General features: G+C 52.1%; 19 protein-coding genes and 3 pseudogenes. 11 read left to right on the forward strand and 11 right to left on the reverse strand.

The genetic code is table 11. The features are described 5' to 3' along the window. Positions 1-123 precede the first annotated feature (123 nt). The 3 genes and pseudogenes from AC6I8I_RS22200 (at position 124) to AC6I8I_RS22210 (ending at position 4,902) form a co-directional block, all read left to right on the forward strand. Positions 124-1,632 carry an anion permease gene (locus AC6I8I_RS22200; protein ID WP_031374416.1) on the forward strand — a complete coding sequence of 503 codons (1,509 nt, stop codon included), beginning with the start codon at positions 124-126 and terminating at the stop codon, positions 1,630-1,632. A 159-nt stretch (positions 1,633-1,791) separates the two neighbouring features. After that, complete coding sequence (gene fumA / locus AC6I8I_RS22205) at positions 1,792-3,438, forward strand: class I fumarate hydratase FumA (protein ID WP_497828722.1); 1,647 nt, start codon at positions 1,792-1,794, stop codon at positions 3,436-3,438. Between the two features lie 66 nt (positions 3,439-3,504). After that, positions 3,505-4,902, forward strand: a pseudogene (locus AC6I8I_RS22210) (IS3 family transposase). Positions 4,903-4,963: 61 nt separating this feature from the next. Here AC6I8I_RS22210 and AC6I8I_RS22215 read toward each other — a convergent pair. Continuing rightward, positions 4,964-5,602, reverse strand: a pseudogene (locus tag AC6I8I_RS22215) (IS3 family transposase); the annotation flags it as partial. 23 nt (positions 5,603-5,625) lie between these two features. Further along, a protein-coding gene (locus tag AC6I8I_RS22220) for an IS3 family transposase (RefSeq protein ID WP_497828723.1) occupies positions 5,626-6,746 on the reverse strand; the annotation gives its coding sequence in 2 pieces (ribosomal slippage) (positions 5,626-6,488 and positions 6,488-6,746; 1,122 coding nt in all). Positions 6,747-7,297: 551 nt separating this feature from the next. Between AC6I8I_RS22220 and AC6I8I_RS22225 the strand changes: the two genes are divergently transcribed. Beyond that, entirely contained in the window at positions 7,298-8,002 is a 705-nt protein-coding gene (locus AC6I8I_RS22225) for a DUF6710 family protein (protein ID WP_227021900.1), read from the forward strand. A 13-nt stretch (positions 8,003-8,015) separates the two neighbouring features. On the opposite strand, the gene AC6I8I_RS22230 is transcribed toward AC6I8I_RS22225, so the two are convergent. From AC6I8I_RS22230 to AC6I8I_RS22255, 6 genes and pseudogenes are all read right to left on the reverse strand, one after another. Then, positions 8,016-8,651, reverse strand: coding sequence for a hypothetical protein (locus AC6I8I_RS22230; RefSeq protein ID WP_094106471.1), 636 nt, complete (start codon positions 8,649-8,651; stop codon positions 8,016-8,018). A gap of 24 nt (positions 8,652-8,675) precedes the next feature. Continuing rightward, a pseudogene (locus AC6I8I_RS22235) lies at positions 8,676-8,852 on the reverse strand (tyrosine-type recombinase/integrase); the annotation flags it as partial. Positions 8,853-9,094: 242 nt separating this feature from the next. Further along, a complete protein-coding gene (locus tag AC6I8I_RS22240) occupies positions 9,095-10,861 on the reverse strand; it encodes a GNAT family N-acetyltransferase (RefSeq protein WP_497828724.1) in 1,767 nt (588 codons plus the stop codon). After that, complete coding sequence (locus tag AC6I8I_RS22245) at positions 10,846-11,652, reverse strand: class I SAM-dependent methyltransferase (protein ID WP_089562619.1); 807 nt, start codon at positions 11,650-11,652, stop codon at positions 10,846-10,848. The genes AC6I8I_RS22240 and AC6I8I_RS22245 overlap by 16 nt, the downstream gene beginning before the upstream one ends. Beyond that, positions 11,649-12,884, reverse strand: a complete 1,236-nt coding sequence (locus tag AC6I8I_RS22250; RefSeq protein WP_089562620.1) for an MFS transporter — start codon at positions 12,882-12,884, stop codon at positions 11,649-11,651. Before AC6I8I_RS22250 ends, AC6I8I_RS22245 begins: the two co-directional genes overlap by 4 nt. Continuing rightward, the gene (locus AC6I8I_RS22255) at positions 12,881-13,945 is read right to left on the reverse strand and encodes a HesA/MoeB/ThiF family protein (protein ID WP_497828725.1); all 1,065 of its coding nucleotides are present in this window, start codon (positions 13,943-13,945) and stop codon (positions 12,881-12,883) included. Before AC6I8I_RS22255 ends, AC6I8I_RS22250 begins: the two co-directional genes overlap by 4 nt. A gap of 561 nt (positions 13,946-14,506) precedes the next feature. Here AC6I8I_RS22255 and AC6I8I_RS22260 point away from each other — a divergent pair. The 3 genes from AC6I8I_RS22260 to AC6I8I_RS22270 all read left to right on the forward strand — a co-directional run bounded on the left by AC6I8I_RS22260 (position 14,507) and on the right by AC6I8I_RS22270 (position 16,406). After that, positions 14,507-15,678 (forward strand): IS3 family transposase gene (locus AC6I8I_RS22260; RefSeq protein ID WP_497828726.1). Its coding sequence is split into 2 segments (ribosomal slippage): positions 14,507-14,774 and positions 14,774-15,678, totalling 1,173 coding nucleotides; the frame shifts between segments, so codons are not numbered across the junction. Next, complete coding sequence (locus AC6I8I_RS22265) at positions 15,623-15,892, forward strand: HNH endonuclease (RefSeq protein ID WP_227021899.1); 270 nt, start codon at positions 15,623-15,625, stop codon at positions 15,890-15,892. The genes AC6I8I_RS22260 and AC6I8I_RS22265 overlap by 56 nt, the downstream gene beginning before the upstream one ends. 7 nt (positions 15,893-15,899) lie before the next feature. Then, positions 15,900-16,406, forward strand: coding sequence for a YrhA family protein (locus AC6I8I_RS22270; RefSeq protein ID WP_089562607.1), 507 nt, complete (start codon positions 15,900-15,902; stop codon positions 16,404-16,406). 179 nt (positions 16,407-16,585) lie between these two features. On the opposite strand, the gene AC6I8I_RS22275 is transcribed toward AC6I8I_RS22270, so the two are convergent. Next, positions 16,586-17,242: an SDR family oxidoreductase gene (locus AC6I8I_RS22275; protein WP_497828727.1), complete on the reverse strand. Its 657-nt coding sequence runs from the start codon at positions 17,240-17,242 to the stop codon at positions 16,586-16,588. Between the two features lie 88 nt (positions 17,243-17,330). After that, a complete protein-coding gene (locus AC6I8I_RS22280; protein WP_312055647.1) occupies positions 17,331-18,398 on the reverse strand; it encodes an SDR family oxidoreductase in 1,068 nt (355 codons plus the stop codon). A 100-nt stretch (positions 18,399-18,498) separates the two neighbouring features. On the opposite strand from AC6I8I_RS22280, the gene AC6I8I_RS22285 reads away from it, so the two are divergent. The 4 genes from AC6I8I_RS22285 (at position 18,499) to iolG (ending at position 23,211) form a co-directional block, all read left to right on the forward strand. Further along, positions 18,499-19,401 (forward strand): LysR family transcriptional regulator, encoded by a 903-nt coding sequence (locus tag AC6I8I_RS22285; RefSeq protein ID WP_312055646.1) that lies wholly within the window; start codon positions 18,499-18,501, stop codon positions 19,399-19,401. A 379-nt stretch (positions 19,402-19,780) separates the two neighbouring features. After that, positions 19,781-21,223, forward strand: a complete 1,443-nt coding sequence (locus tag AC6I8I_RS22290; RefSeq protein WP_497828728.1) for a sugar porter family MFS transporter — start codon at positions 19,781-19,783, stop codon at positions 21,221-21,223. A 136-nt stretch (positions 21,224-21,359) separates the two neighbouring features. Continuing rightward, the gene (locus tag AC6I8I_RS22295) at positions 21,360-22,187 is read left to right on the forward strand and encodes a TIM barrel protein (RefSeq protein ID WP_312055644.1); all 828 of its coding nucleotides are present in this window, start codon (positions 21,360-21,362) and stop codon (positions 22,185-22,187) included. Between the two features lie 13 nt (positions 22,188-22,200). Then, positions 22,201-23,211 (forward strand): bifunctional inositol 2-dehydrogenase/D-chiro-inositol 1-dehydrogenase, encoded by a 1,011-nt coding sequence (gene iolG, locus AC6I8I_RS22300; protein WP_497828729.1) that lies wholly within the window; start codon positions 22,201-22,203, stop codon positions 23,209-23,211. A 37-nt stretch (positions 23,212-23,248) separates the two neighbouring features. Here the strand turns inward: iolG and AC6I8I_RS22305 are convergent, their stop codons facing one another. Continuing rightward, positions 23,249-24,742, reverse strand: a complete 1,494-nt coding sequence (locus tag AC6I8I_RS22305) for an MDR family MFS transporter (RefSeq protein ID WP_497820976.1) — start codon at positions 24,740-24,742, stop codon at positions 23,249-23,251. Positions 24,743-24,924: the final 182 nt, after the last annotated feature.

Below are 24,924 nucleotides of genomic sequence, written 5' to 3' on the forward strand. Positions count from 1 at the left end.
CAGCAGAGTGCCAAAAAAAATTCAGGCATCACGGTTTATTCACGTCATAACGAATAATAAAGAAAGCAGTCAGTGAAGTACCGGGGCGCAAATCGCATTCTTCTCAACTTGCAGACAAATACTATGAAACCACTCTCAGCTGTGAATGAACCGCCAAAAGCAGCCCCTGCTGCGGCTGGAAAAAAGAAAGCTATCATGCTGGCGTTACCGGTGTTGGTCGCCGTGCTCCTGCTGCTGGTGCCGGTACCGGCCGGTCTCGAACCCTACGCGTGGCACTTTTTCGCTATCTTTGTTGGGGTGATTGTCGGACTGATTTTTGAACCGTTACCGGGCGCGGTGATCGGTCTGACCGGCGTGGTGGTCATCGCCCTGTTCAGTCAGTTCCTGTTGTTCAGCCCGGCGGAGCTGGCGAACCCGAAATTCAAACTCGCCAGTGAGTCGTTTAAGTGGGCGGTCAGCGGCTTCGGCAACTCCACCGTCTGGCTGATTTTCGGTGCCTTTATGTTCGCCGCCGGGTATGACAAGACGCAGTTTGGTCGTCGACTGGCGCTGATACTGGTGAAATACCTCGGTCGTCGCAGCCTGACGCTCGGCTACGCCATTACCTTTGCCGACCTGTTGCTGGCACCGTTTACGCCTTCAAACACCGCGCGCAGTGGCGGGACTATCTACCCAATCATTGCTAACCTGCCGCCGCTTTACGGCTCTAAACCTAACGACCCAAGCGCCCGTAAAATCGGTTCTTACCTGATGTGGGTGGCCATCACCGCCGCCTGTATCACCAGCTCAATGTTTCTCTCTGCGCTGGCCCCGAACCTGCTGGCACTGGCGCTGGTGAAAAGCGTGATCGGTTTCGATATCTCATGGGGCATGTGGTTCCTCGCCTTCCTGCCGCTGGGTGTGTTACTGATTCTGACCATGCCGCTGCTGGCGTACTGGTTCTACCCGCCTGAAGTGAAAGTAAATGACGAAGTGCCAAAATGGGCCATCGCTGAACTGGCAAAACTGGGCAAACTGACCCGTAACGAAATCCTGCTGCTGGTGTTTGTGGTCTGTGCCCTGCTGATGTGGATTTTCGCTACCGCCTGGATTGAACCGGCTATGGCGGCGCTGCTGGTGATTATTCTGATGCTGTGGACCGGTGTCCTGAACTGGAATGACATCACCAGCAACAAAGCGGCCTGGAATACCTTTGCCTGGTTCGCCACCCTGGTGGCACTGGCCGATGGTCTGGCCCGGGTCGGCTTTATCGCCTGGTTAGGTAAAGAAGGCGGCATGCTGTTGCAGGGATACGACCCACAGGTTTCCGCTGTGGTGCTGTTAATCGCCTTCTTCCTGCTGCACTACCTGTTCGCCAGTACCACCGCGCATACCACCGCGCTGTTACCGGCGATGCTGACCATCGCGGCATCGATTCCGGGCATCAACATGCCGGTCTTCTGCCTGATGCTGTGTACCTCACTGGGTGTGATGGGCATCATTACCCCTTACGGTACCGGACCCAGCCCGATTTATTACGGCAGTGGTTATCTGCCAACCAAAGACTACTGGCGTCTGGGCACCATCTTCGGTGCCATCTTCCTGGTGTCGATGATGCTGATTGCCTATCCGTGGATGGTGTGGATGTTCTGACGGATACAACATGCAGATCAACGCGTTATAAGATACCATTCCATGCCTTACCCGCCGCCATCCCGGCGGCGGGTAAATATAATAAACGATTAATTCGCCTATGATGCTGACCCTCGCCGCCTGACAGCGGCGGCTCAGCGGATCATTAAGTGAGAAAAAATGTCGAACAAACCTTTCTTCTATCAGAATCCCTTTCCTCTTACCCACGAGGATACCGAATACTATCTGCTGAGCCGTGAGCACGTTTCCGTCGCCGAATTTGACGGCCAGGAAGTGCTGAAAGTGGCACCGCAGGCCCTGACATTACTGGCGCAGCAGGCGTTTCATGACGCCTCGTTTATGCTGCGTCCGGCGCATCAGCAGCAGGTCGCCTCGATTCTGGACGATCCGGAAGCCAGCGATAACGACAAATATGTCGCGCTGCAGTTTTTGAGAAACTCCGAAATCGCTGCCAAAGGCGTACTGCCGACCTGTCAGGATACCGGCACCGCCATCATCATGGGTAAAAAAGGCCAGCGGGTCTGGACCGGTGGCGGCGATGAAGCGGCGCTGTCACAGGGGATCTATAACACCTACATCGAAGATAACCTGCGCTATTCGCAAAATGCGGCGCTGGATATGTATAAAGAGGTCAACACCGGCACCAACCTGCCGGCGCAGATCGATCTCTATAGCGTGGATGGCGACGAGTATAAGTTCCTTTGCATCGCCAAAGGCGGCGGCTCAGCCAACAAAACCTATCTTTATCAGGAAACCAAAGCGCTGCTGAGCCCAGGCAAGCTGAAAAATTATCTGGTCGATAAGATGCGCACGCTCGGCACCGCTGCCTGCCCGCCGTACCACATCGCGTTTGTGATTGGTGGTACCTCGGCAGAAAGCACCCTGAAAACCGTTAAGCTGGCCTCCACACATTATTACGATGGCCTGCCAACCGAAGGGAATGAGCACGGCCAGGCGTTCCGTGATACCCAGCTGGAGCAGGAACTGCTGGAAGCCGCGCAGCAACTCGGCCTTGGCGCACAGTTTGGCGGCAAATATTTTGCCCATGATATTCGGGTGATCCGTCTGCCACGCCACGGCGCTTCCTGCCCGATTGGCATGGGCGTTTCCTGCTCGGCAGACCGCAACATCAAAGCCAAAATCAACCGCGAAGGCATCTGGATTGAAAAACTGGAAGCCAACCCGGGTCGTCTGATTCCTGAAGCGCTGCGTCAGCAGGGTGAAGGCGAAGTACTGCATGTCGATCTCAACCGTCCGATGGAGCAGATACTGGCACAGCTGTCGGCCTACCCGGTCTCCACGCGTTTGTCGCTGAGCGGCACCATCATCGTGGCGCGTGATATTGCGCACGCCAAGTTGAAAGAGCGCATCGATAACGGCAAAGGCCTGCCGCAGTACATTAAAGATCATCCGGTCTATTACGCTGGCCCGGCCAAAACGCCTGAAGGTTACGCTTCTGGCTCACTCGGCCCAACCACCGCTGGCCGCATGGATTCCTATGTTGATCTGCTGCAGGCACACGGCGGCAGCAAGATTATGCTGGCCAAAGGAAACCGTAGTCAGCAGGTTACCGATGCCTGTCAAAAACATGGCGGTTTCTACCTGGGCAGCATCGGGGGTCCGGCTGCGGTACTGGCGCAACAGAGCATCAAGCGTCTGGAATGCGTGGAGTATGCTGAACTGGGTATGGAAGCGATCTGGAAAATTGAGGTGGAGAACTTCCCTGCCTTTATCCTGGTCGATGACAAAGGCAACGATTTCTTCCAGCACATCGAGCGGCAACACTGCGCGAAATGCGTTAAGTAATGAAAAAGCCCGACGATTGAACTGCACCCCAAAAGTTGGACACCCGACTGATTAAGGTGCAGTTCAGTGAGCAGTCCTAAGTTTCCCCTTGAATTACGGCTCGCCGTTGTCACGCATTATCTCAACAGCAGGGATGGTTATCGTGAGACGGCTAACCGTTTTGGCGTGGGCCGCACGGCGGTTCGCCGCTGGGTTTCCGCATGGCAGCAGCACATCATTGACGGGCTGACATGGAAAACGGGTGACTACACTCCTGAGTTCCGGCTGAAGGTTGTCCGCGCCGTCATCAATGATAAACTCTCGCTTCGCGATGCCACCGCTCAGTTTAACCTTCCCAATGAGAGCACCGTTTACCAGTGGGTCAAACGCTTTCAGGCGTCCGGAGCCGGGGCGCTCTCAGGCCTGAAACGCGGAAGACCGAAAAAGCCGGAACCCATGCATAAAGACATCACCTCCCCGCCAGCACCATGCGATAACTCCCCTGACGCTCAGGCCGAACTGCGCTACCTTCGCGCCGAAATCGCCTTGCTTAAAAGAGCCGAAGGGCTGGACAGCGGTAAGTTTCAGCACCGAAAAGCCCTTATCATTCAGGAACTGCGCCGGGAGCACGGCCTGAATGACCTTCTGAGGGCGGCTGGCATGGCGCGAAGCACGTTCTACCATAACCTCTGCGCTCTCAGGAAAACTGATAAGCACCAGACTCTATAAGAACGAATCCTTGAAATTTATCTCCACCATAACGGCCGGTACGGTTATCGCCGGATAACGCTGACGCTCCGGCACGGCGGTTGCTCCATTAATCACAAGACAGTTCAGCGCCTGATGGGCGAGCTTTCGCTCCGCGCCGTTATCCGCGTCAGAAAATACCGCTCATGGAAAGGTCAGGTGGGTAAAATCGCCCCTAACCGCCTGCAACGTGACTTCACGGCCAGCTGCGCCAACGAGAAATGGGTGAGTGACGTGACTGAGTTCGCGGTTAACGGTGAAAAGCTTTACCTCTCCCCGGTGATTGACGCCTTCAACAGCGAGGTTATCGCATACAGCCTGTCGGAAAGGCCCGTGATGGCGCTGGTTGATACGATGCTTGATAAAGCATTTATGCGGCTGACGCCGGGAGATGCGCCCGTACTGCACACTGACCAGGGCTGGCAGTATCAGATGACGGCTTATCAGGACAGGCTCAGGGCGGCAGGTGTTGTGCAGAGCATGTCGAGAAAGGGCAACTGCCTCGATAACGCGATGGCAGAAAGCTTTTTCGGCACGCTCAAATCTGAATGCTTCTGTCTGGAGGAATTCAGCAGCGTTCCTGCGCTGAGAGAGGCCATTGACGACTATATCCACTACTACAACCATGAGCGAATCAGCCTGCGGCTGAACGGACTCAGCCCTGATGAATTCAGGTTACTGCGGCTGAACGGACTCAGCCCTGTTGAATTCAGGTTACTGCACCTGAAAGCTGCATGACCAGGGAGCGTATTTCATATGACTGTTTCTGCCCCGTAGCAGTAGAAGGCAACTGTAGTGGTCAACAAAAACTGGCCACGGCTTTAGAATTTTTCCAGAACAATCTTTCTGATTCATTCGGCGTCAAACCACCATTATATTGATGGGGTCTGAGCTGGCAGTAATATCCTGTGATGTAATTCCTTATTGCCGTGCTGGCCTGGCTAAAATTCGCGTAGCCATTATCCGGTACCCACTCTGTTTTCAGGCTTCTGAAGAACCGTTCCACTGGGCTGTTATCCCAGCAATTTCCCCGGCGACTCAGGCTTTGCTTTATCTGATATCTCCACAGTAATTGTCTGAAATTCCTGCTGGCATAGTGGCTTTGATCCGGGTGATACAGTAAATTAGCCGGCTTTCCTCGCGCTTCCCAGGCCATGGACAACGCTTTAGCTGTCAGTGCAGAATCCGGGAAAAATGACATAGCCCAGCCAGCCGGTTTACGGGAAAAAAGATCAAGCACTACAGCCAGATAAGCCCAGCGTTTACCCGTCCAGATATAAGTCACATCACCGCACCAGACCTGATTAGGCTCGGTTACAGCAAACTGGCGTTCCAGATAATTGGGGATCTCTACGTATTCCTTAGACGCCTTCTTATATCGATGGCCAGGCTGCTGACAGCTGATGAGACAAAGCTCTTTCATCAGCTTTGTTGACCTACCCCCAGGATTAGATACAACCTTCAGTTAGTAATGTCGGTTGGTTTTTGTTCATATTTCCTGTTTCGCCAGTCCGTTGCGAATTCAGCTGGTGTCTGGTAATCCAGCGATGAATGGGGACGGCACTCGTTATAATCCTGCCGCCAGTCATTAATTGTTTTCCGGGCATGAAGAATATCGCTGAACCAGTGTTCATTCAGACACTCATCGCGAAAGCGTCCTTTAAAACTCTCAATAAATCCGTTCTGCGTTGGCTTACCTGGCTGGATAAGCCGTAGTTCCACACCATGCTCAAAGGCCCATTGATCGAGTGCGCGGCAGGTAAATTCCGGGCCCTGATCGGTTCTTATTGTCGTAGGATAGCCCCGAAATAGCGCGATGCTGTCCAGAATACGCGTGACCTGAACGCCTGAAATACCAAAAGCAGCGGTGATCGTCAGACACTCCTTCGTGAAATCATCCACACAGGTCAGGCACTTGATCCTGCTACCGTTGGCCAGAGCGTCCATAACTAAATCCATCGACCATGTAAGGTTCGGCGCATCCGGGCGCAGAAGCGAAAACCGTTCGGTCGCCAGCCCTTTACGGCGTCGTCTGCGTTTTACGCTCAGTCCATTAAGGTGGTAAATACGGTATACCCGCTTGTGATTGACGTGAAGGCCCTCCCTACGCAGCAACTGCCAGATGCGCCGATAACCAAAACGTCTGCGTTCAAGCGCCAGCTCAGTAATACGCCCTGATAAATGGGCATCAGCCGCCGGTCGCTGAGCGTCATAGCGGCAGGTCGACAGGGACAAACCTGTGAGTCTGCAGGCACGTCGTTGCGACAGACCGGTCGCATCACACATCAACACCATGACTTCGCGCTTCTGGTCTGTCGTCAGTACTTTCGCCCAAGAGCCACCTGAAGCGCCTCCTTATCCAGCGTGGCCTCGGCGAGCAGCTTCTTGAGTCTGGCGTTCTCTTCCTCAAGTGACTTCAGGCGCTTAACCCCATGCACCTCCATGCCGCCATACTTCTTACGCCAGGTATAAAACGTGGCGTCGGAAATGGCGTGCTTACGGCAGAGCTCACGGGCAGAAACCCCGGCTTCAGCCTCGCGGAGGATACTGATGATCTGTTGGTCGGAAAAACGCTTCTTCATGGGGATGTCCTCATGTGGCTTATGAAGACATTACTAATATCGCGGTGTATTAATCAACGGGGAGCAGGTCAGATATTTCCTGCAGAATGAACCAAATGTGCTCAAATGGATGGGTTATTATCAGTTGAGAATGTTGTGGTGATAATTATTTTTCAAGATAATTACTTAAAAGCCTTTTAGGTTCTAATACTGTAATCAGGGAGAGAATAAGAGTGAAATGTGGATTTTGTGGTACGAATGTACCTGACGGCTATACGGTTTGTACCGGATGCCATGCAAAATACAGGGTATGTGGCATTTATGGCGTACCTGCCGTTCTGTCAATGTTTCTGGGATTTATGATCTTCGTAATGTCGTATGCGTTCTTCAGTGAAGGTGGATTCAGATACGGTATGCCAGTGCTGATTACCGGTATCCTCCTTTTCCTTCTCGGGAGAAAAGGTCTGAAGCGCATCAGTAAAAACCCCCATCGTTACAGCGCATGGTACCGGCAGTGAATAATCATGCACTGGTAACAGGCGCGACTGCTTCTTTGTTCGTAATACACCTGCATGACATTGATATCGAATGAAATGGTTCTAAAAAAACAGAAACTCTGTCAGCCCAATGTACCGGGTGACAGTGTCACAGGTTCGGACAGCGAAGCCAGCTTTAACCCGGACAAGATCAGGTTTGATCATGTGCTTTCACTTGCGGCATCCCTGCCCTCAGCTGCGCGCCACAATCTTCTTCATGCACTGGTGAGGCCCATACAGTCTGATTACCTTCTGGCGGTAGCGGCGGATGGTCAGGATGCGCGTCCGACCCTGGATGAAAGGCAGTTCTTTTTTCAGAGTTTGTTTGATTACATCAGTTTTGAACAGCTGAGCCATCAAAAACTGATGCCTGAAGAATACCCACTGTCGCTGGCTACCGACATGGTGCTGCCGTGGCCGTGGAGCATGAACAGCTATAAGGGGTGCCTGAGTATAGGGAGTCAGCAGGGAAATCCCTGGCAGTTCGACGATTCAAATCACGTTGTTGTGCTGTGGCTTCCTTGGCGTATTGGCTTTGTAAAGGGAGGAAATCACTCGCTGGCCGCAGGCATCCTGGCAGGTGAAGGGACACTGTTGCCCGACCGGGTTTTTGACATGCAGGAGCTGCTTCGTCGCGTATCCACGGATGGTGTGTGGTGGTATGCCGATGAGAGTCATCTTGAGAAAGTGCGCGACTGGCGTACAGCTGCATTCTTTGAGCTGGGAAGGCTGATCAACTGACCAGCCTGATGTGTCAGTTTGTCTCTGCTGATGATGCATTATATGCGCTGATATAGGTCTCCATCTCCTTAGTAGGTGGCGGAGCCATCGGAGACGTCATGACAAGCCATGGCAGATACCATGCGAGCATATTGAGAGACAATATGATTACCAGCTTGTCAAAACCATAAATCTGTATAAATACGTGGCACATAAATCCGAGATATAGCGTGCTGAGCGGCAGATTGATGAATAAAAAAAAGCGCCAAACATACCGGTACAACCGGCCTGCAAAAACAATGACGCCATTTTTTTCCGACAGATAGGTACGCCAGCGGGTAAAGTAGCGGGACGGAAGATTATGGCGAAGGCAGATGCGGGTTAGTTTTTCCTGAAGGTGCGGATCCGAAAAGCCGGTCAGCTTTCTTCGCGACATCTGATTGAGCTCCGCCCGGGCCAGATTACGAGTTTCACGCGAAAGATAAGGCTGAGAGAGCATCTTTTCCAGGTGCTGGCGTCTTTTGTTGAAAAATGCCCTGAAGAGGCCGGCGGCTTCATACCGGCTCAGCCAGTCAAAAACCAGATTGATGATACGGTACAGAACAAAAGCAACCACTACCGGCCCACCTTGCTGTAGGAACAGCTCGATAAAATCCTTAGCCCCTGTCACTGATTAATCTCCCTCTATTTAATTTTAACGTCCGGGCGGCAATGATCGCAGCACGGCAGCCGCTTCCGCACCCTCCCCACTGAACCGCACTGCCAGCGTCGCCGCCACGTCCAGCGCAAAAACCCGCATATACACATCTATTGATCGCGCATCCCTGTGTCCGGCCAGCGCCTGGATGACCTTAGGGGGCTGCCGGTGATACTGGGGCAATAAATTCTCGTGATCTGAATGGGGAAACGGCTGAAGGAATTTTCGATTCTAATGCGTGATGCCATTTCCGGGCGCACTGCGCCCGGGAGAGTTCTTTCTGAGCAGGGTAAGACCGTTCATGCAGTCTTTAATGCGAAAACCTGTCCGGGCTCAGGCACCAGTAAATTCTGTCAATAAGACCGCTGTGGTCATTTTAACAGAAGCATTCAATTGCCCCTTTCAGAGAACTGCAATTAGGGCGCTATGTAGCTATATACGTTCTGGTCGTGAAAAACGCCGTTAAGTAATTCTGCCTTCCGCATTTTGCCCTCAAGGACAAAACCGCAGCGTCGGGCAACTTCATTACTTTTTAAGTTGCTTACTGAGCATTTAATTACAAACCGGTTTATTAATTTTCGTTCCGAATAATCTTTCACCAGCGCGTTCAGGGCTCTGGTTATGACGCCCTGGCCCTGCACCTTCATATCGAGCCAGTATCCGATATATGCGGTTTTATTCGCGCTATCGATACTGTTGAATGAGAGTAGGCCCACTGCCGCATCGTTAAACAAAATAACATAGGTTTTACCCTCATTTTTCTGATGAGCTAAAAGACAGGCATCAAGAAAGCCGGACTCATCATCTGCCGTTTTAACAAACCGAGGCCATGCCATATATTGACTGAACTCCTCACGGTTTCTATCAACCACACTGAAAAGCTCAGCGGCAAAGCGGGACGAGGCAGGCGCCAGCTGAATGTTTTCATCAACGCAAAGGGATTTTTCGGCATGCATAAGATCGAGCATGGCCGCAGGTAAAGCTGGCGAAGGGAGCCTTGCCGTAATGATTTCTTGGTTCAGCAGGGCATAAACCGGCGGTCTGGTCCGAGTCCACTCGTTAGCCGTCTGTAAATCATATGCGCCGCAGCCGCGGATAATAAATAACTGATTTTTTTTAAGATGAAGCGGACCTTTCGGGAAAAGGCAGTCGTTTTCAAAGCAGTTAAAACCGGCGAGTATCTGAGCCGTATCATCCGGAGTATGCTCATCATTACCTAATGGTAAAAGCGAATGATGCCAGTTATGTACGGAAGGAATCCAGTTTATCCCAAGGTTTGTCTGAATAACCTCCGAGTCGTAGCGGTTTTTCACGCTGACCGTTTTCCCTATCGCATATCCGTGATCTTCACTGAGCGTTCTACCGGGTTCGAAAATGAGTTTCCACTTTTGAGTTAAAGCAGGATCATACTCAGAGAGAACGCTGTAAATGTCCCTGAAAAACACGGCAGGCCCCATTGTCGGTATAGCCGTATCCGGTGAAAACGAGTCCGCCGGGAATCCACTCCCCATATCGAGGTGGCCTCCATCAGGCATGTTTTTTACCAGAAATGGAAGCCAGTCCCGGAGACTGTCAGTGACTTTAGAAGGGTTCTCAAGGTTGGATCCGGTATGCAGGTGAAATCCTCTGAGGCTGATATTCGGACAGGAAGTCAGGAGAGGAATGATTTCATCCCGAAACTCTTCAGCGGTAACACCGAATCGGGAACGCTGTGTGCCGCTATAGAGATGCGAAAGCCTTACGCCAACGCTGAATTTCTGGTTGTAACCGGACGTTAAGCGAATGATTTCATTCAACTCATGAGCACTGTCAATATGGACCAGTGCCCCATTATTCAGGGCGAGGGAAAGATCCTCTGCGTTTTTATAGGGGCCGTCCAGAATAATCCGATCGCCGGTAAAACCGGCCTTAAGGGCCAGCTTGAATTCATCTGCTGAGCAGACCTCTGCACTTAATCCCTCTTCAGCAATCAAGCGCAGAAATATCCCCAGAGAACAGGACTTAACCGAAACCGCAATAACGGCATCCGGGAAATACTCCTTACAGGCTGCAGTAAGATGCCGGGCTCGTTCCAGGGCTGCATCTGCATCAAAAATGAAAAAAGGCCAATCAGAGTGAGACGGGCGCGCAGCAATCGCTTCAGCCGCAGAAATGATGTTCGGGTTAACTATTTTTTGCGCCATAACTGTATGGTTACCCCCTGATAGTCACGTTGATTGTTGAGAGGTTCCCGGATAGCAAGAAACCGCTCATAAAAGGCGTTCTGAGTAGTTTCATCCAGCTGGCGAGTATATTCGTTCTCAGCGGTTATGTAGCTCAGCAGGCTTTTTTTAAGCTCCTCGCCGGGCTGTGATGACAGCTCATGGTTTTTCTCGTGATATAGCTCAAGACTCGCACTGGCAAAAAAATCCTGCCAGTACTGCAGAGTCCATTCAGGATCGGGCCTGAAACCTATTGCATTGTAAACTCCGTTAATGATTTCTTCGCCGGGGGTTTTCCTGTAATAAAAATTTGAAGTACAGATAATGCCTTCCGGTTTCAGCACACGGAAAACTTCAGCCAACGCCTTTTCTCTTTCCTGAATAAACGCGAAATTGCATCCACCGAGAATATGCGTAAAGGTATCATCGCTAAAAGGAAGGCTGCACGCATCAGACACCTGATAGCGTAATTTATCCTCAGCGCCAAGCACAGCTGCTTTTTCACGTGCAGTGTTGATAGCTACTTCAGAAATATCAATTCCTTCAGCAGAAGAACCTGTTTTGCTGAAACAGTATCGGGAGCTGTAACCGGTTGAACAGGCAAGATCCAGCAGGACCGAGCGATTACTCATATCCGCATGTTCGATCCAGTAATCAACAGTATATGCACTACCTGGTGGCGTATTATCCTGCTTCATTAACGCCACGAAGTCCGGATAACTCATGGAGCGCAGATATTCAGGGGTAATGACTTTATCAGCATGTTCAATCATGTAACTTCCTCATTATATTGTTTCTTTATCACGGATAACCAACGAAGCACTACCAGACCACATAAAGAAAATGCAACGGTCGGTAATATAAGGTAACTGACAGGAGGTATTCCTTCAGGCAAAAATGAAATAATACTCAGTACGATGACTGAAAAAATTCGGCCACTGAATGATACAGCGCCGACAATACCTGAAACATAAGCAGTATGACGGTCATTCAACTCGGAAAAGAAAAGACTTTTTGCTCCAATTGGTACGGTGCAGATAAAGCCGTGTATAAGGGAGAATGCGATGACCGCCAGGAAGGTTTGCCCGGCAGTGACAAGCCCATATAAAGCAATACACATAACCGAAGAAACAAATGAAAAGTGTTTTATCAGTTTTGTGTATCTCTGGTCAGATACATGATGCCGGGACATGAACGCATTAGCGATATACTGAGATGAGAATGCCCCGACATGACAAAACATTAGCACCAGTAATTGTACGTTATCCATGTGGCCGTGGCCTTGTCTGGAAAGTATGATTGGTTGCCAAAAATGAAAAATAATCTGGATGCCTGCGCTGAAGAAACAGGTCAGAAGAATAAACTGAGAACCGCCCGGTGTATTTTTAAAGATCCACAATGTTTCATGCGCATTCTGAATGAAACTTTTCTTTTTATGCCCTTCGCTTAACACACTGTCTTTTTCAGGGATAATTAAAAAGGTAAGTGTAATGACCACCATCATTAAGCAGGAAATTATATAGCCCGAAGCATAATTTCCCGAGAAATAAATCGTGGCAATGCCGGCTATGCCCGTGATTACGCTTCCAAAGGAGTTAACCTTCTGGCAAAGGTGAGCATAATGCGAAAACCGGTCCTTCTCGTTTTCTAGAGAATGGTATACCCATCCGTCAATAGCCCCGGTGATCAGGCAGATGCCTGCTGCATATACAATCTCAGAAAGGGCGAGGTAAACCATGTCCGGCGACTGCAGGCAAAGAGGATAGAATAAAGCCGTGAGAACAACCCCCGCCACGACAGAATATTTTCTGTGGTATTTGTCCGCCAGGACAGCACACGGAAAATCGAGAGCCAGAATTGTTACTGAAAATATAACCTGCAGCATGGCAAGATGGGGCAGGCTGACACCGGTAGATAAAAGAAATATAGCGTGATAAACACCTATCAGCATACGGACGGCATTATATGAGCCGTAAGTAACCGACAGCGTTTTCGGGATGTTCATGAAAGTTCACCGCAGATAACACACTTTTTATTTTTCGTAAGGGTTCTTTCTTCAGTAAAAAGTCGATCACTCCATATCCCAACGCGACGATTAACTGAAAGGGGCTGCCCGTAGCCACCCAGAAACTTCAAAACATCGTTTGCGCACAGCGCAGATGAGAGAGCATTCACCGGCGGAAAGGTTGCCACCTTAAAATTGTTATTAATTGCCCTGCAGGCTTCTTCTATTTTATTGTCACTCATTTCAGGCAGATCGCCCACAGATGAATTACAGGCATAACAGCCAGTTTCTCCCGGTTTATACAGCGGGCCGAAAACGGCGATGTCATTAACATAACCTGCATTGATGTATGCTTGGCCATTTTTGACGCACCACTCATTTAACCATGGCACAAGATAATAAGGCTCATCAGCTGAAATGATCCACATATCGGCTTTTGGAAGTCGCGATATGTCTGATTTTGTTTTGATAGTCATCGGTATTTCAGAAATAACCGTGCTGCTGTTTCTTTTTTTCAGTTCCCGCATAAGTACAGACGTTTTAGGACAGCCTATGTCATCCTCTGTAAATAAAATCTGGCGGGTTAGGTTTGTCATTTCAACCTCATCATTATCAACTAAGATAATTTCACCTATCCCTGAGGTTGCCATTATTGCAGAAACATGATTGCCTATTCCTCCGCATCCTAAAATCAAGACTTTCTTTCCTGAGAGCCTGTTCTGTACAACTTCAGGATCGACACCATAGCTTTGATAGTGCAGGTGATTGCGGGAATACCGGTTCAGGAAAATATTATCCGAGGTTTCTGCAGGCATCAGAAAGTGATTTGATAAAAGGAAACTAACTACTCGATCAAAATCCTGTTTACTCATCCGCTCCGCAACGTGCTCGTATACCTCCGATACGGTTTTCTTTTCTGTCCACTGTGAGGCAGCCAGGACCAAGTTTTCCCAGTAGATTCTGTCAGTGATGACATGCTGTTTTGAGCCGGCACCAAATATTGCATCATTCTGACGTAAAAGTACCCGTGTATATTTTCCTAATAAATATTTTTGCTCCATGCGTCCCTCTCAATCAAAGAATTAGGACGCCCTCCGCAATTATGTCAGAGGGCGGTTGTATCACTGATTAGTTATTCATTGAATGATCCATGGAATCCTCCTTAATAATCGTGATTTATAAAATTGCCACCTAGGTGACCCGGTAATAATTCAATGTCTTTCAGCAAGTGTAAACAAGCAAGTAACCAATTCTGCGATCTGTACCTCAAAATAAATTTAACTGTCACTTGTGTTATTTTAATTCTGGAATGAATGATAAAATTTATTGAAATCTTTCGTTTTTTATAAAAAACTATATTTATCAGAATAATATCTATTCATTTTTTCATATACCATTATTTTTTATTATTTTCTGGAAGTTATGATTCTATAATTGGTGATTTATACTAATGTTTTGGTGGGCATCTATGCTTATATGTGTTCTAAGAGGCGGGCCTTTAACCCGGATTCAACTTCCGGGATATGTCAGAGTTTTCAGGGCGTTAAGGTGTAGTGGCATAGTAAATTTGGCCACCTGAATAGAGGTGATATCATCACCTCATAGTCAAAACAGGTGACATTATGACCGGACGTAACAGACGCAATTTTAGCCCCGGGTTTCGCCTCGAAGCTGCTCAGCGTGTACTCGATCAGCACTACACCGTTGCCGCCGCTGCCACTGCGATGAATGTCGGGACATCCACGATGGACAAATGGGTTCGACAACTGAAAGATGAGCGAGCGGGAAAATCACCCATAGCTTCCCCCATGACACCTGAGCAGATTGAGATACGCGAGCTAAAGAAAAGACCTCAACGCGTTGAAATTGAAAGAGATATATTAAAAAATGCTACCGCGTTCCTGATGTCAGACTCCCTGAACAGTTCTCATTAGTTGAGAAACTCAGGGCGCGGTTTCCCGTTGCCGTTGTGTGCAATGTGTTTGGGGTTCATCGCAGCAGCTATAAATACTGGCGGCAACCAAAAAAGCCTGATGCCACGCGAGTGACATTACTCAGTCCTGTTCGTGAAAGTTATCGCGAAAGTAACGGCTCCGCAGGCGCACGTAATATTGCAGCGATGGTCACGAACAAAGGTGTAAAACTTAGCCGCTGGCGGGCAACAAAGCTGATGAAAGAGCTTCGTCTCATCAGTTGTCAGCAGCCTGGCCATCGATATAAGAAGGCGTCTAAGGAATACGTAGAGATCCCCAATTATCTGGAACGCCAGTTTGCTGTAACCGGGCCTAATCAGGTCTGGTGCGGTGATGTGACTTATATCTGGACGGGTAAACGCTGGGCTTATCTGGCTGTAGTGCTTGATCTTTTTTCCCGTAAACCGGCTGGCTGGGCTATGTCATTTTTCCCGGATTCTGCACTGACAGCTAAAGCGCTGTCCATGGCCTGGGAAGCGCGAGGAAAGCCGGCTGATTTACTGTATCACCCGGATCAAAGCCACTATGCCAGCAGGAATTTCAGACAATTACTGTGGAGATATCAGATAAAGCAAAGCCTGAGTCGCCGGGGAAATTGCTGGGATAACAGCCCAGTGGAACGGTTCTTCAGAAGCCTGAAAACAGAGTGGGTACCGGATAATGGCTACGCGAATTTTAGCCAGGCCAGCACGGCAATAAGGAATTACATCACAGGATATTACTGCCAGCTCAGACCCCATCAATATAATGGTGGTTTGACGCCGAATGAATCAGAAAGATTGTTCTGGAAAAATTCTAAAGCCGTGGCCAGTTTTTGTTGACCACTACACGCCCGGTTGGCAGGTTCACCACAAGATCCCACTCGATGACAGTGGAACAAATGCCCTGAATAATCTGATACTGATCCAAAACTCGCCATATCACTCCGCGCTTTCAAAGACACAGGCGATAATCACTAAAGACCTCCCATACAACGCCAGCACTAACGTTTTATGGCCTTCGCCGAACGGCGTAATTTACCCTGTAGGGAAGTGAAAACGAGATGAATAACACAATTCAGATAATGGGTATCTTCAAAAATTTGATGATTTCCGATAGTTACCCGATAGCCAGCCCAATAGCACCAGATGTTATTACGGACTTGAAGCGCAAGCCTGCGCCAATGGAATGGGATGAAACTAAACGTGGTGTTTACTCGGATATTCAGAAACTAGTGATGAATCGCCAGGACTACGCCGATATGCTCGAAGTCATGGATGGTCTGGAATACAACGGACTCACCCTGTATAGCCTGACGCAGGCAGAGAATGGTGAGTTGGCATGGTCAAATATCTATATTAGGAACATTGATACGCGCGATAATGACGTCTACGTTGATCCCAATCTGACAGACAAACTGCTGATTGGTGAAGATGGAATGTCCGTATTCGTGTACAGCTTCAAAGAGAAGTGTTTTCAGATTCGTGACAAAGCATCAACTGATTACGTTATTGAAGAGTACGAAACCTTCAGCGACCTCTTATCGGCCCTTATCGACATAGTAAAATAAAATTATCTCTGTCTTAGGGGCATTGACAATAGAACACCCAAAGTTGATAGAACACAGAATTATAAAGTGCTGTTGAAGCCCCCCGACCAATCTATGTCAAGTTGGTCGAGGGGATCCTCCGATGAAACAGTGTCCAATATTACGGGGTCAGTTCAAATTACGGTGCTTTTTTTGCTGGCTTAATAGCGCTGTAATCGTTGCAGCGCCGTCTCAATCGGCTGGTCGCCGCTGGTCAGCTCGATAATCTGATACTTAATCGCCGGAGTTTCAATCAGGCCAGCCAGCGTGGCGGCGACATCATCACGCGGGATTTCCCCGTACGGGATCGCCAGATCGGCCTGTACCCGACCGGTGCCGGCTGCATCGGTTAGCGTTCCCGGACGCAGGATCACCCACTCCAGCCCGCTCGCCACCAGCCGCGCATCCGCCAGCCTTTTGACCCGCATATAGTTTTCAAATCCTTCCGAAATCGCTTTACCGCGACCGGCATCCGGAAACGCTGAAACCAGAATAAAGCGGGGTACACCCGCCTGTTCTGCCGCCGCGACCGCCAGTTCCAGCCCGTCACCGTCAATCGCATTGGTCAGTGCAATACCCGCGCCACCGGCACCGGCGGTGAAAACCACCACCTCGTGACCGGCCATCTGTTGCGCCAGCTCGTCAACCGTCAGCTGCTGAATATCACCCGATACCGGCTGTGCGCCAGCGGCCTGCAGGGTAGCAGCCTGCTCCGGTTTCCGGTGCAGCGCCGAAACCGCGTGCTGCTTAGCGCTCAGCTGGCGGGTCAGTCGCAGACCCACTTTACCCGCCGCGCCGATAATAAAACATGCCGCCATAATTTCAGTTCCTCTGTTAATTCAGCGAGAGCAGAAGTATAGCCATCAGCCAGAGACAAACCAGGCGCCTGATGCGGCGCCTGTTGACTTACTGCGGGATCACTTTTTCCGCTTTCAGCTTATCGAACAGCTGAGTAAAGGAGTCAAGCGTGCTGCGATAGCCGGTAAAGCCCGCTTTGCGGCTTTTGCTCATGTCGGTGAAGGCTTCCATCGGACGACCGAGATCGGCGTCGGTGTGCCACCAGGACGCGAGCTTATTGAGGTCCGCTTCGCGCAACTGATGACGCTGAGCAATCTCCTGCCAGGCGCTGGCCGCTTCCTGCATCCGCCCTTCCAGCGGCATCATTTGCGCCGGGTATTCGGCCGCCTCGATACCGAAATAGTCAGCCAGCTTCGGCCACATCCAGTTCCAGCGGAACACATCACCGTTCACGGCGTTGAAATCCTGATTGGCCGCTGCGGGAGACGTCGCCGCCCAGTGCAGCTGTTCAGCCAGCAAACCGGCGTCGGTCATGTCAGCCACGCCATTCCACTGCTCTGGCGAGCCGGGGAATATAAACGGCCAGCCTTTCTCTTTGCACAGCGTGGCATACACCGCCAGCGTCTGGCCCATGTTCATTGCGTTACCGACCGCGTAACCGATAATGGTGTGCGGACGATGAACGCTCCAGCGGTAGTCATATTTTTCCGCACCGGCAAACAGCTCATCTTCCTGCGCATAATAGAAGTTGTCGACCGGCTGACGGCCCTGTTCTTCACGGAACGGCGTCACCGGCACCGCACCTTTGCCGTAGGCTTCAAACGGACCCAGGTAGTGCTTAAGACCGGTTACCAGCGCGACGTGTGCGCCCTTCAGCCTTTCGCCCAGCGCCTCAATGACGTTGCGCACCATGCCGCCATTAACCCGAATGTTCTCTTTTTCGTTCTCCTGACGCGCCCAGACGCTGAAGAAAACGGCATCCGGTTTCACCGACTTCAGTGCCTCGCGCACCGCGTCAGCATCGGTCAGATCGGCTGTCAGACTGGTCGCGCCTTCCGGCACCGCGCCGCGTCCGCGTGACAGACCGGTCACGTCCCAGCCCTCCTGCTGCAGTTTATCCGCCAGTGCTCGGCCGATAACGCCGCTGATACCCACAATCAAAGCCTGTTTTTTCATTTGATTTCTCCTCGTTTTGCGTAATGCTAAGCCTAATAGAGAATTGAGTTCTTATCTCTGGCATTAATTCACAGCATTCTCAACCTGAGTTCATTAATCGATGCACGATCAGCGCCTCAAAGATATCCTGCCTTTTGTTGCCAGCGTGGAATGCGGCAGCTTTACCGCTGCCGCTGAGCGCCTGCATGTTACCGGCTCGGCGGTCAGTAAAAGTGTCAGCCGGCTTGAAACAAGATTAGGTTCCCGCTTGCTGGAACGCACCACCCGCAGCCTGCAATTGACCGATGCCGGCAGCGCCTATTACCAGACCTGCCTGCGTATTCTGGAAGATCTGGCCGAGACCGAAGCAGTGCTGGCGGCGCAGCGCACCATTCCCTCCGGCCGCCTGCGACTGGCGGTGCCTAACACCTATGGCCGGCTTAACGTGATGCCGTTGCTGATGCCGTTCTGTCAGCAACACCCGGAACTGGCGCTTAACCTGAGTTTTTCCGATCGGTTTGTCGATCTGTTTGATGAAGGGGTGGATGTCGCGGTGCGGATTGGCGGCGCGCCCGACCTGCCCGCCTCGCTGGGCTGGCGTAACATGGGCCGTGAGCAGATGCTGTTCTGCGCCGCGCCGACCTATCTCGATCGTGAAGGCCGGCCGCACAACCAGGCCGGGTTGCTGAATCACCGCGCCATCCTTTATCAGCGCGTTGACGGCAGCACCAAACCCTGGCTGTTTACTACTGAAGATGGTCAGCCGAACTGGCGCGATGTGCCTTACCGGATGGCGTTAGGTGATGTGGATGCGCAGATGCAGGCGGTGAAGGCGGGACTGGGGGTGGCACAAATGCCTTCCTGGCTGATTCGCCAGTCAGTCGCTGCCGGAGAACTGGAGATCGTTCTTCCCCAGCTGCAACCCGACGGACTGACGCTCAGCGTGGTGTGGCCTCGTCGCAAACAGTTTCTGCCCAAAGTGGATGCGCTGCTCTCTGCCCTGAGCGGGCTGGTGATCCGCTAATCTGACGGCGCGGACCTTCCGATCGCGCCCGTCGTCCGCCTGCCGGCTGTTATTTTAATTTCCCCCAGCGTTTGGGATGTTTATTTCATCCTGAGGTGTTTCACCTGGAAATAAGACAATTCCAGCCCCTTTGTTTCGACATTTCCGCCTGCTCTTCTCATGGTGACGCTTTATTCCCCCGCGAAATAACCGGCTTAAATTTAAGCCCTTTATTCATGTTCTGATGGAATCCCATCAAAATAAAAAGGCCGGAAGGCTTGAGCTCACAAAATGAAAACTAAATTCCAAATATAATTTAACCTGAAATATAAATATCAGTAGGGTGAATGCTCCTTCATGTTCTGACGTTTTACCTGGCCTGTTTTCACCTGGAGTTTTCATGGAAAAAGAACTGTATATCTCGTCGAACCCGGCATCTGGCCCTAATAGCGCCACCCGTACCGAGCCGTTTGTGAAGATTATTGCCCTGGTAGCGACGCTGGGCGGACTGCTGTTTGGCTACGACACCGGCGTGGTGTCGGGCGCGCTGCTGTTTATGCGGGGCGATCTGCACCTCACCCCGCTGACCACCGGACTGGTCACCAGCTCGCTGCTGTTTGGTGCCGCTTTTGGCGCACTCGCCGCTGGCCACCTGGCGGATAGCCTCGGCAGACGCCGCATCATCATCGCGCTGGCACTGATTTTCGCCTTTGGCGCAGTGGGCTCAGCCATCGCCCCGGATGTGGAGTGGATGATCGCCTCACGCCTGTTTCTCGGATTCGCGGTAGGCGGTGCCGCCGCGACGGTGCCGGTCTATATTGCGGAAATCGCGCCAGCCAATAAACGCGGCCAGCTGGTGACGCTGCAGGAGCTGATGATCGTCAGCGGCCAGCTACTGGCCTACATCTCCAACGCCACCTTCAACGATATCTGGGGCGGCGAAAATACCTGGCGCTGGATGCTGGCGCTGTCGATTGTGCCCGCCATTCTGTTGTGGGTTGGCATGATATTCATGCCGGAAAGCCCGCGCTGGCACGTGATGAAAGGCCGCAGTCAGGCGGCCCGCGAGGTGCTGGAGAAAACCCGCGCAGCCGAAGATGTGGAATGGGAACTCGAAGAGATCGAAGAGACGATTGAAGAGAACCGTCAGCAGGGCAAAGGCCGGCTGCGCGATCTGGCTACGCCGTGGCTGATGAAAATATTCCTGCTCGGCATCGGAATCGCCGCCATTCAGCAGCTGACCGGCGTGAATACCATCATGTACTACGCGCCGACCATGCTGACAGCCGCTGGCCTGAGTAACGATGCCGCGCTGTTTGCCACCATCGCTAACGGTGCGATTTCAGTGGTGATGACCCTCGTCGGCATCTGGTTGATTGGCAAAGTCGGCCGTCGTCCGCTGGTGCTGATTGGTCAGATGGGCTGCACCTGCTGCTTATTCTTCATCGGGCTGATCTGCTGGCTGATGCCGGAATATCAGCAGGGTGCGGTCAATCTGCTGCGCGCTTATCTGGTGCTGGCGGGAATGCTGATGTTCCTCTGCTTCCAGCAGGGTGCGCTGTCGCCGGTAACCTGGCTGCTGCTGTCGGAAATTTTCCCGGCCCGGATGCGCGGTATCTGCATGGGTGGCGCAGTCTTTTCACTGTGGATCGCTAATTTCGCCATTTCGATGGCCTTCCCGCTGTTATTAGCCGCCTTTGGTCTGTCGGGTGCGTTCCTTATTTTCGCCCTGATCGGCATCGGTGGTTCTGTTTTCGTCATGAAGTTTATTCCCGAAACCAAAGGAAGAAGTCTTGAGCAGGTAGAGCACTATTTCTACGCGCTTTATAACGGCCACAAATAAGGCTGCCGCATGGAGCCCGCAGAGATATCACTTTCGCTTAACGACGGTCAGAGAGGAAATAGCGACCTTCACCGATTAAATAACTGAAGACGATTAAACCCGATTATTACGCACCCATGACTTTCAGGAAATGACTATGAGCTTATCTATTCCACAGGCACGTTTTTGTGTAAACCGCAAAATTGCGCCCAATCTGAGCATCGAACGCTTTTTTAAGCTGGTGACGCAGCTGGGTATTCATAAAGTCGAACTGCGCAACGACATGCGCAGCGGACGCGTGACCGACGATCTGACCGGTGAACAGGTTAAGGCGCTGGCGCGCCAGTCAGACATTGAGATCGTGACCATCAATGCGGTCTACCCGTTTAACCAGCTGAACGATGAGGTGCTGCAGCGCACCCGCCAGCTGCTGAGCGATGCCCGGGCGGTTGGTGCCGAGTCGCTGGTGCTCTGCCCGCTGAACGATGGCACCCCAATCAGCGCGGCGGATACCGTTGCTGCGCTGAAAACCTTAGGGCCGCTGTTTGCCGACTACGGCATTCAGGGACTGGTGGAGCCACTTGGCTTTCCGCAAAGTTCGCTGCGCTCGGCAATTCAGGCGCAGGCGCTGATCAAACAGGCCGATGTACCGTTCCGGCTGCTGATTGATACCTTCCACCATCATCTGTTTGAGGATGCTGAAAACGGCTTCGAACAGGAGATTGATGTGCAGCAGATCGGGCTGGTTCACCTGTCTGGCGTCACCGATCCGCGGCCGGTCGCCCAGCTTACCGATGAAGAACGCATCATGCTCAGCGCCGACGATCGCTTACGCAGCAAGCAGCAGGTCGAGCGGCTGGAAAAAATGGGCTACACCGGCCTTTACGCCTTTGAACCGTTCTCATCGGTGATGAATGACTGGCAGGAAGCAGACATCATCCGCGAAATTCGCGACAGCATTCAGCTGTTGAACCACTCAGCCTGATTAAGGAAGCACTATGACTATCAATATTGGCGTTATCGGAACCGGTGCGATCGGTCGCGAACACATCCGTCGTTGCAGCACGGTATTGCAGAATGCGCGGGTGGTAGCACTCAACGACATCAATCGTGACAACTGTCAGCAGGTTGTCGATCAGCTGACGCCTGAAGCGCGTATTTATGATAACGCGATTGAGCTGATCAACGATCCGCTGGTCAATGCGGTGCTGGTCACCTCCTGGGGTCCGACCCATGAAGCCTTTGTGCTGGCGGCTATCGAGGCTGGCAAAGCGGTGTTCTGCGAGAAGCCGCTGGCGGTCACCGCCGAAGGCTGTCTGAATATTGTTGAGGCAGAGATCAAGGCGGGTCGCCAGCTGGTGCAGGTCGGATTTATGCGGCCGTATGACAGCGGCTACCGGGCACTGAAAGCGGTGATCGACAGCGGCGAGATTGGCGAACCGCTGATGCTGCACTGCGCGCACCGTAACCCGGAAGTGGGTGACAGCTACACCACCGATATGGCCATCACCGATACGCTGATCCACGAACTGGATGTGCTGCGCTGGCTGCTGAACGATGACTATGTCAGCGCACAGGTGATCTTCCCGCGCAAAACCCGTAAGGCCTCGTCACACCTGCGCGATCCGCAAATCGTGTTGCTGGAAACCGCCAAAGGCGCGCGTATTGATGTCGAAATTTTTGTTAACTGTGAATATGGCTATGACATTCAGTGCGAAGTGGTGGGTGAAAGCGGCATTGCCCGCCTGCCTGAACCGATGTCAGTGCAGCTGCGCAGCGCTGCGAAGCTGTCGACCACTATCCTGACCGACTGGAAAAAGCGTTTTATTGACGCCTATGACGTCGAGCTGCAGGCGTTCATTAATAACGTTATCTCTGGTGAGATGACCGGTCCCTCGGCCTGGGATGGCTATGCGGCTGCGGTGGCGGCCGATGCCTGCGTCGCGGCGCAAAATTCCGGTCAGATTGTGCCGGTTACGATGGCCGATAAACCGGCGTTTTATCGCTAAAGCCAACGCTGCACGGCGGGTTCCGCCGTGCATTTGCTCAGCCCTGCGTTCCTTTTTTCAGCGGCTCCTCACGCATCAGCAGCGACAGGATAAAGGCCAGCACCATGACGCAGGCCGCCATCATAAATGCCGCATGAATCGCCGCGCTAAACGCCTGCAGATAATCGTGCCGGATATCAGCCGGCAGCTGGTTCAGTGCCGCGGGCGAGATTCCGGGAGGCAGCTGGGTTCCGGCCGGCATCAGCGCTTCAAGCTGCGATTTCAGCACCTGACTGAAAATGGTGCCAAACAGCGCTACGCCAATTGAGCCGCCAATCGAACGAAACAGCGTCACCGACGAGGTGGCTACGCCGGTCAGCGCCGGTTCAATGCTGTTCTGCACCACCAGCACCAGTATCTGCATCACCATGCCCAGCCCCATCCCCAGCACCGCACTGAACAACTGAAGCTGCCACAACGGCGAAGTAAGGGTAATAGTGGTCAACAGTGCCAGCCCGGCGGTCGCCAGCAAGGTACCGACGATCGGGAACAGGCGATAACGCCCGGTTTTGCTGATGATGCGTCCGCTGATAATAGAGGTGGTCAGCAAGCCGCCCATCAGCGGCAGCAGCTGCAGGCCCGCCTCGGTTGGCGTGGCGCCTTTCACCACCTGCAGATAGAGCGGCAAAAAGGTGACGCTGCCAAACAGCGACAGACCAATAATGAAGCCGATCAGGCTACTCAGCACAAAGCTGCGGTTGCGGAACAGCGTCAACGGAATAATCGGCTCCCACGCCCGCCGCTCTTCATAAATAAAACCAATGCAGCCGACCAGGCCGAACGCCAGAATGCACCACAGTTGCGGGTCGGACCATGGCCGGATGGTGCCCCCCTCGCTGGTAAACAGGGTAATGCCCAGCAGCGCCATACTCAGGCAGATCGCCCCTGGATAATCAATTTCGTGCCGGGTGCGTTTACCGCCTGAATTAAAGACGATGCCGATCACCAGCAGGGCGAACAGACCGAGCGGCAGATTGATATAGAAGATCCAGCGCCAGGAGACATGCTGCACAATCGCACCGCCCAGCAGCGGTCCCAGCACCGTGGCCAGCCCGAACACGCCGCCGAATAAGCCCTGATATTTTCCTCGTTCAGCCGGGGGGATCACATCAGCCACCGCCGCCATACTGACCACCATCAGCCCGCCGCCACCCAGTCCCTGCAGCGCACGGGTCAGCACCAGCTGCGTCATATTCTGCGCCAGACCACACAGCGCGGAGCCCAGCAGAAACAGCACGATCGCAATCTGCAGCACCCGTTTGCGGCCAAACAGATCGCCGAACTTTCCGTACAGCGGCACCACAATGGTCGATGACAAGGTGTAGGCCGTGACGATCCATGACAGCCGATCCAGCCCTCCCAGCTCGCCGGTGATGGTTGGCAGCGCAGTGGAGACGATGGTCTGATCCAGCGCCGCCAGCAGCATCACCAGCAGCAGCGCGCTAAATAATAGCCGCACCGGGGGCGCTTTCCCGTTGGGCTGTTCCTGCATTCCGGTCACCTTATCAAACAAAATTCACCCTATCCTGTTGTTTTTGATGGAAACATAATGGTGTCTGGTAAAAAAACGCCCCTCAGAATTCCACAAATACAGCTGTTTTCCAACGGGATATCAACAGACTGGTTGAATAAACAATCGGTTCACCACCGCAGAAGTTCGCATTATCGCGGCTC

This window comes from Pantoea sp. X-Soil-YNGN-775 (genome assembly GCF_059730575.1).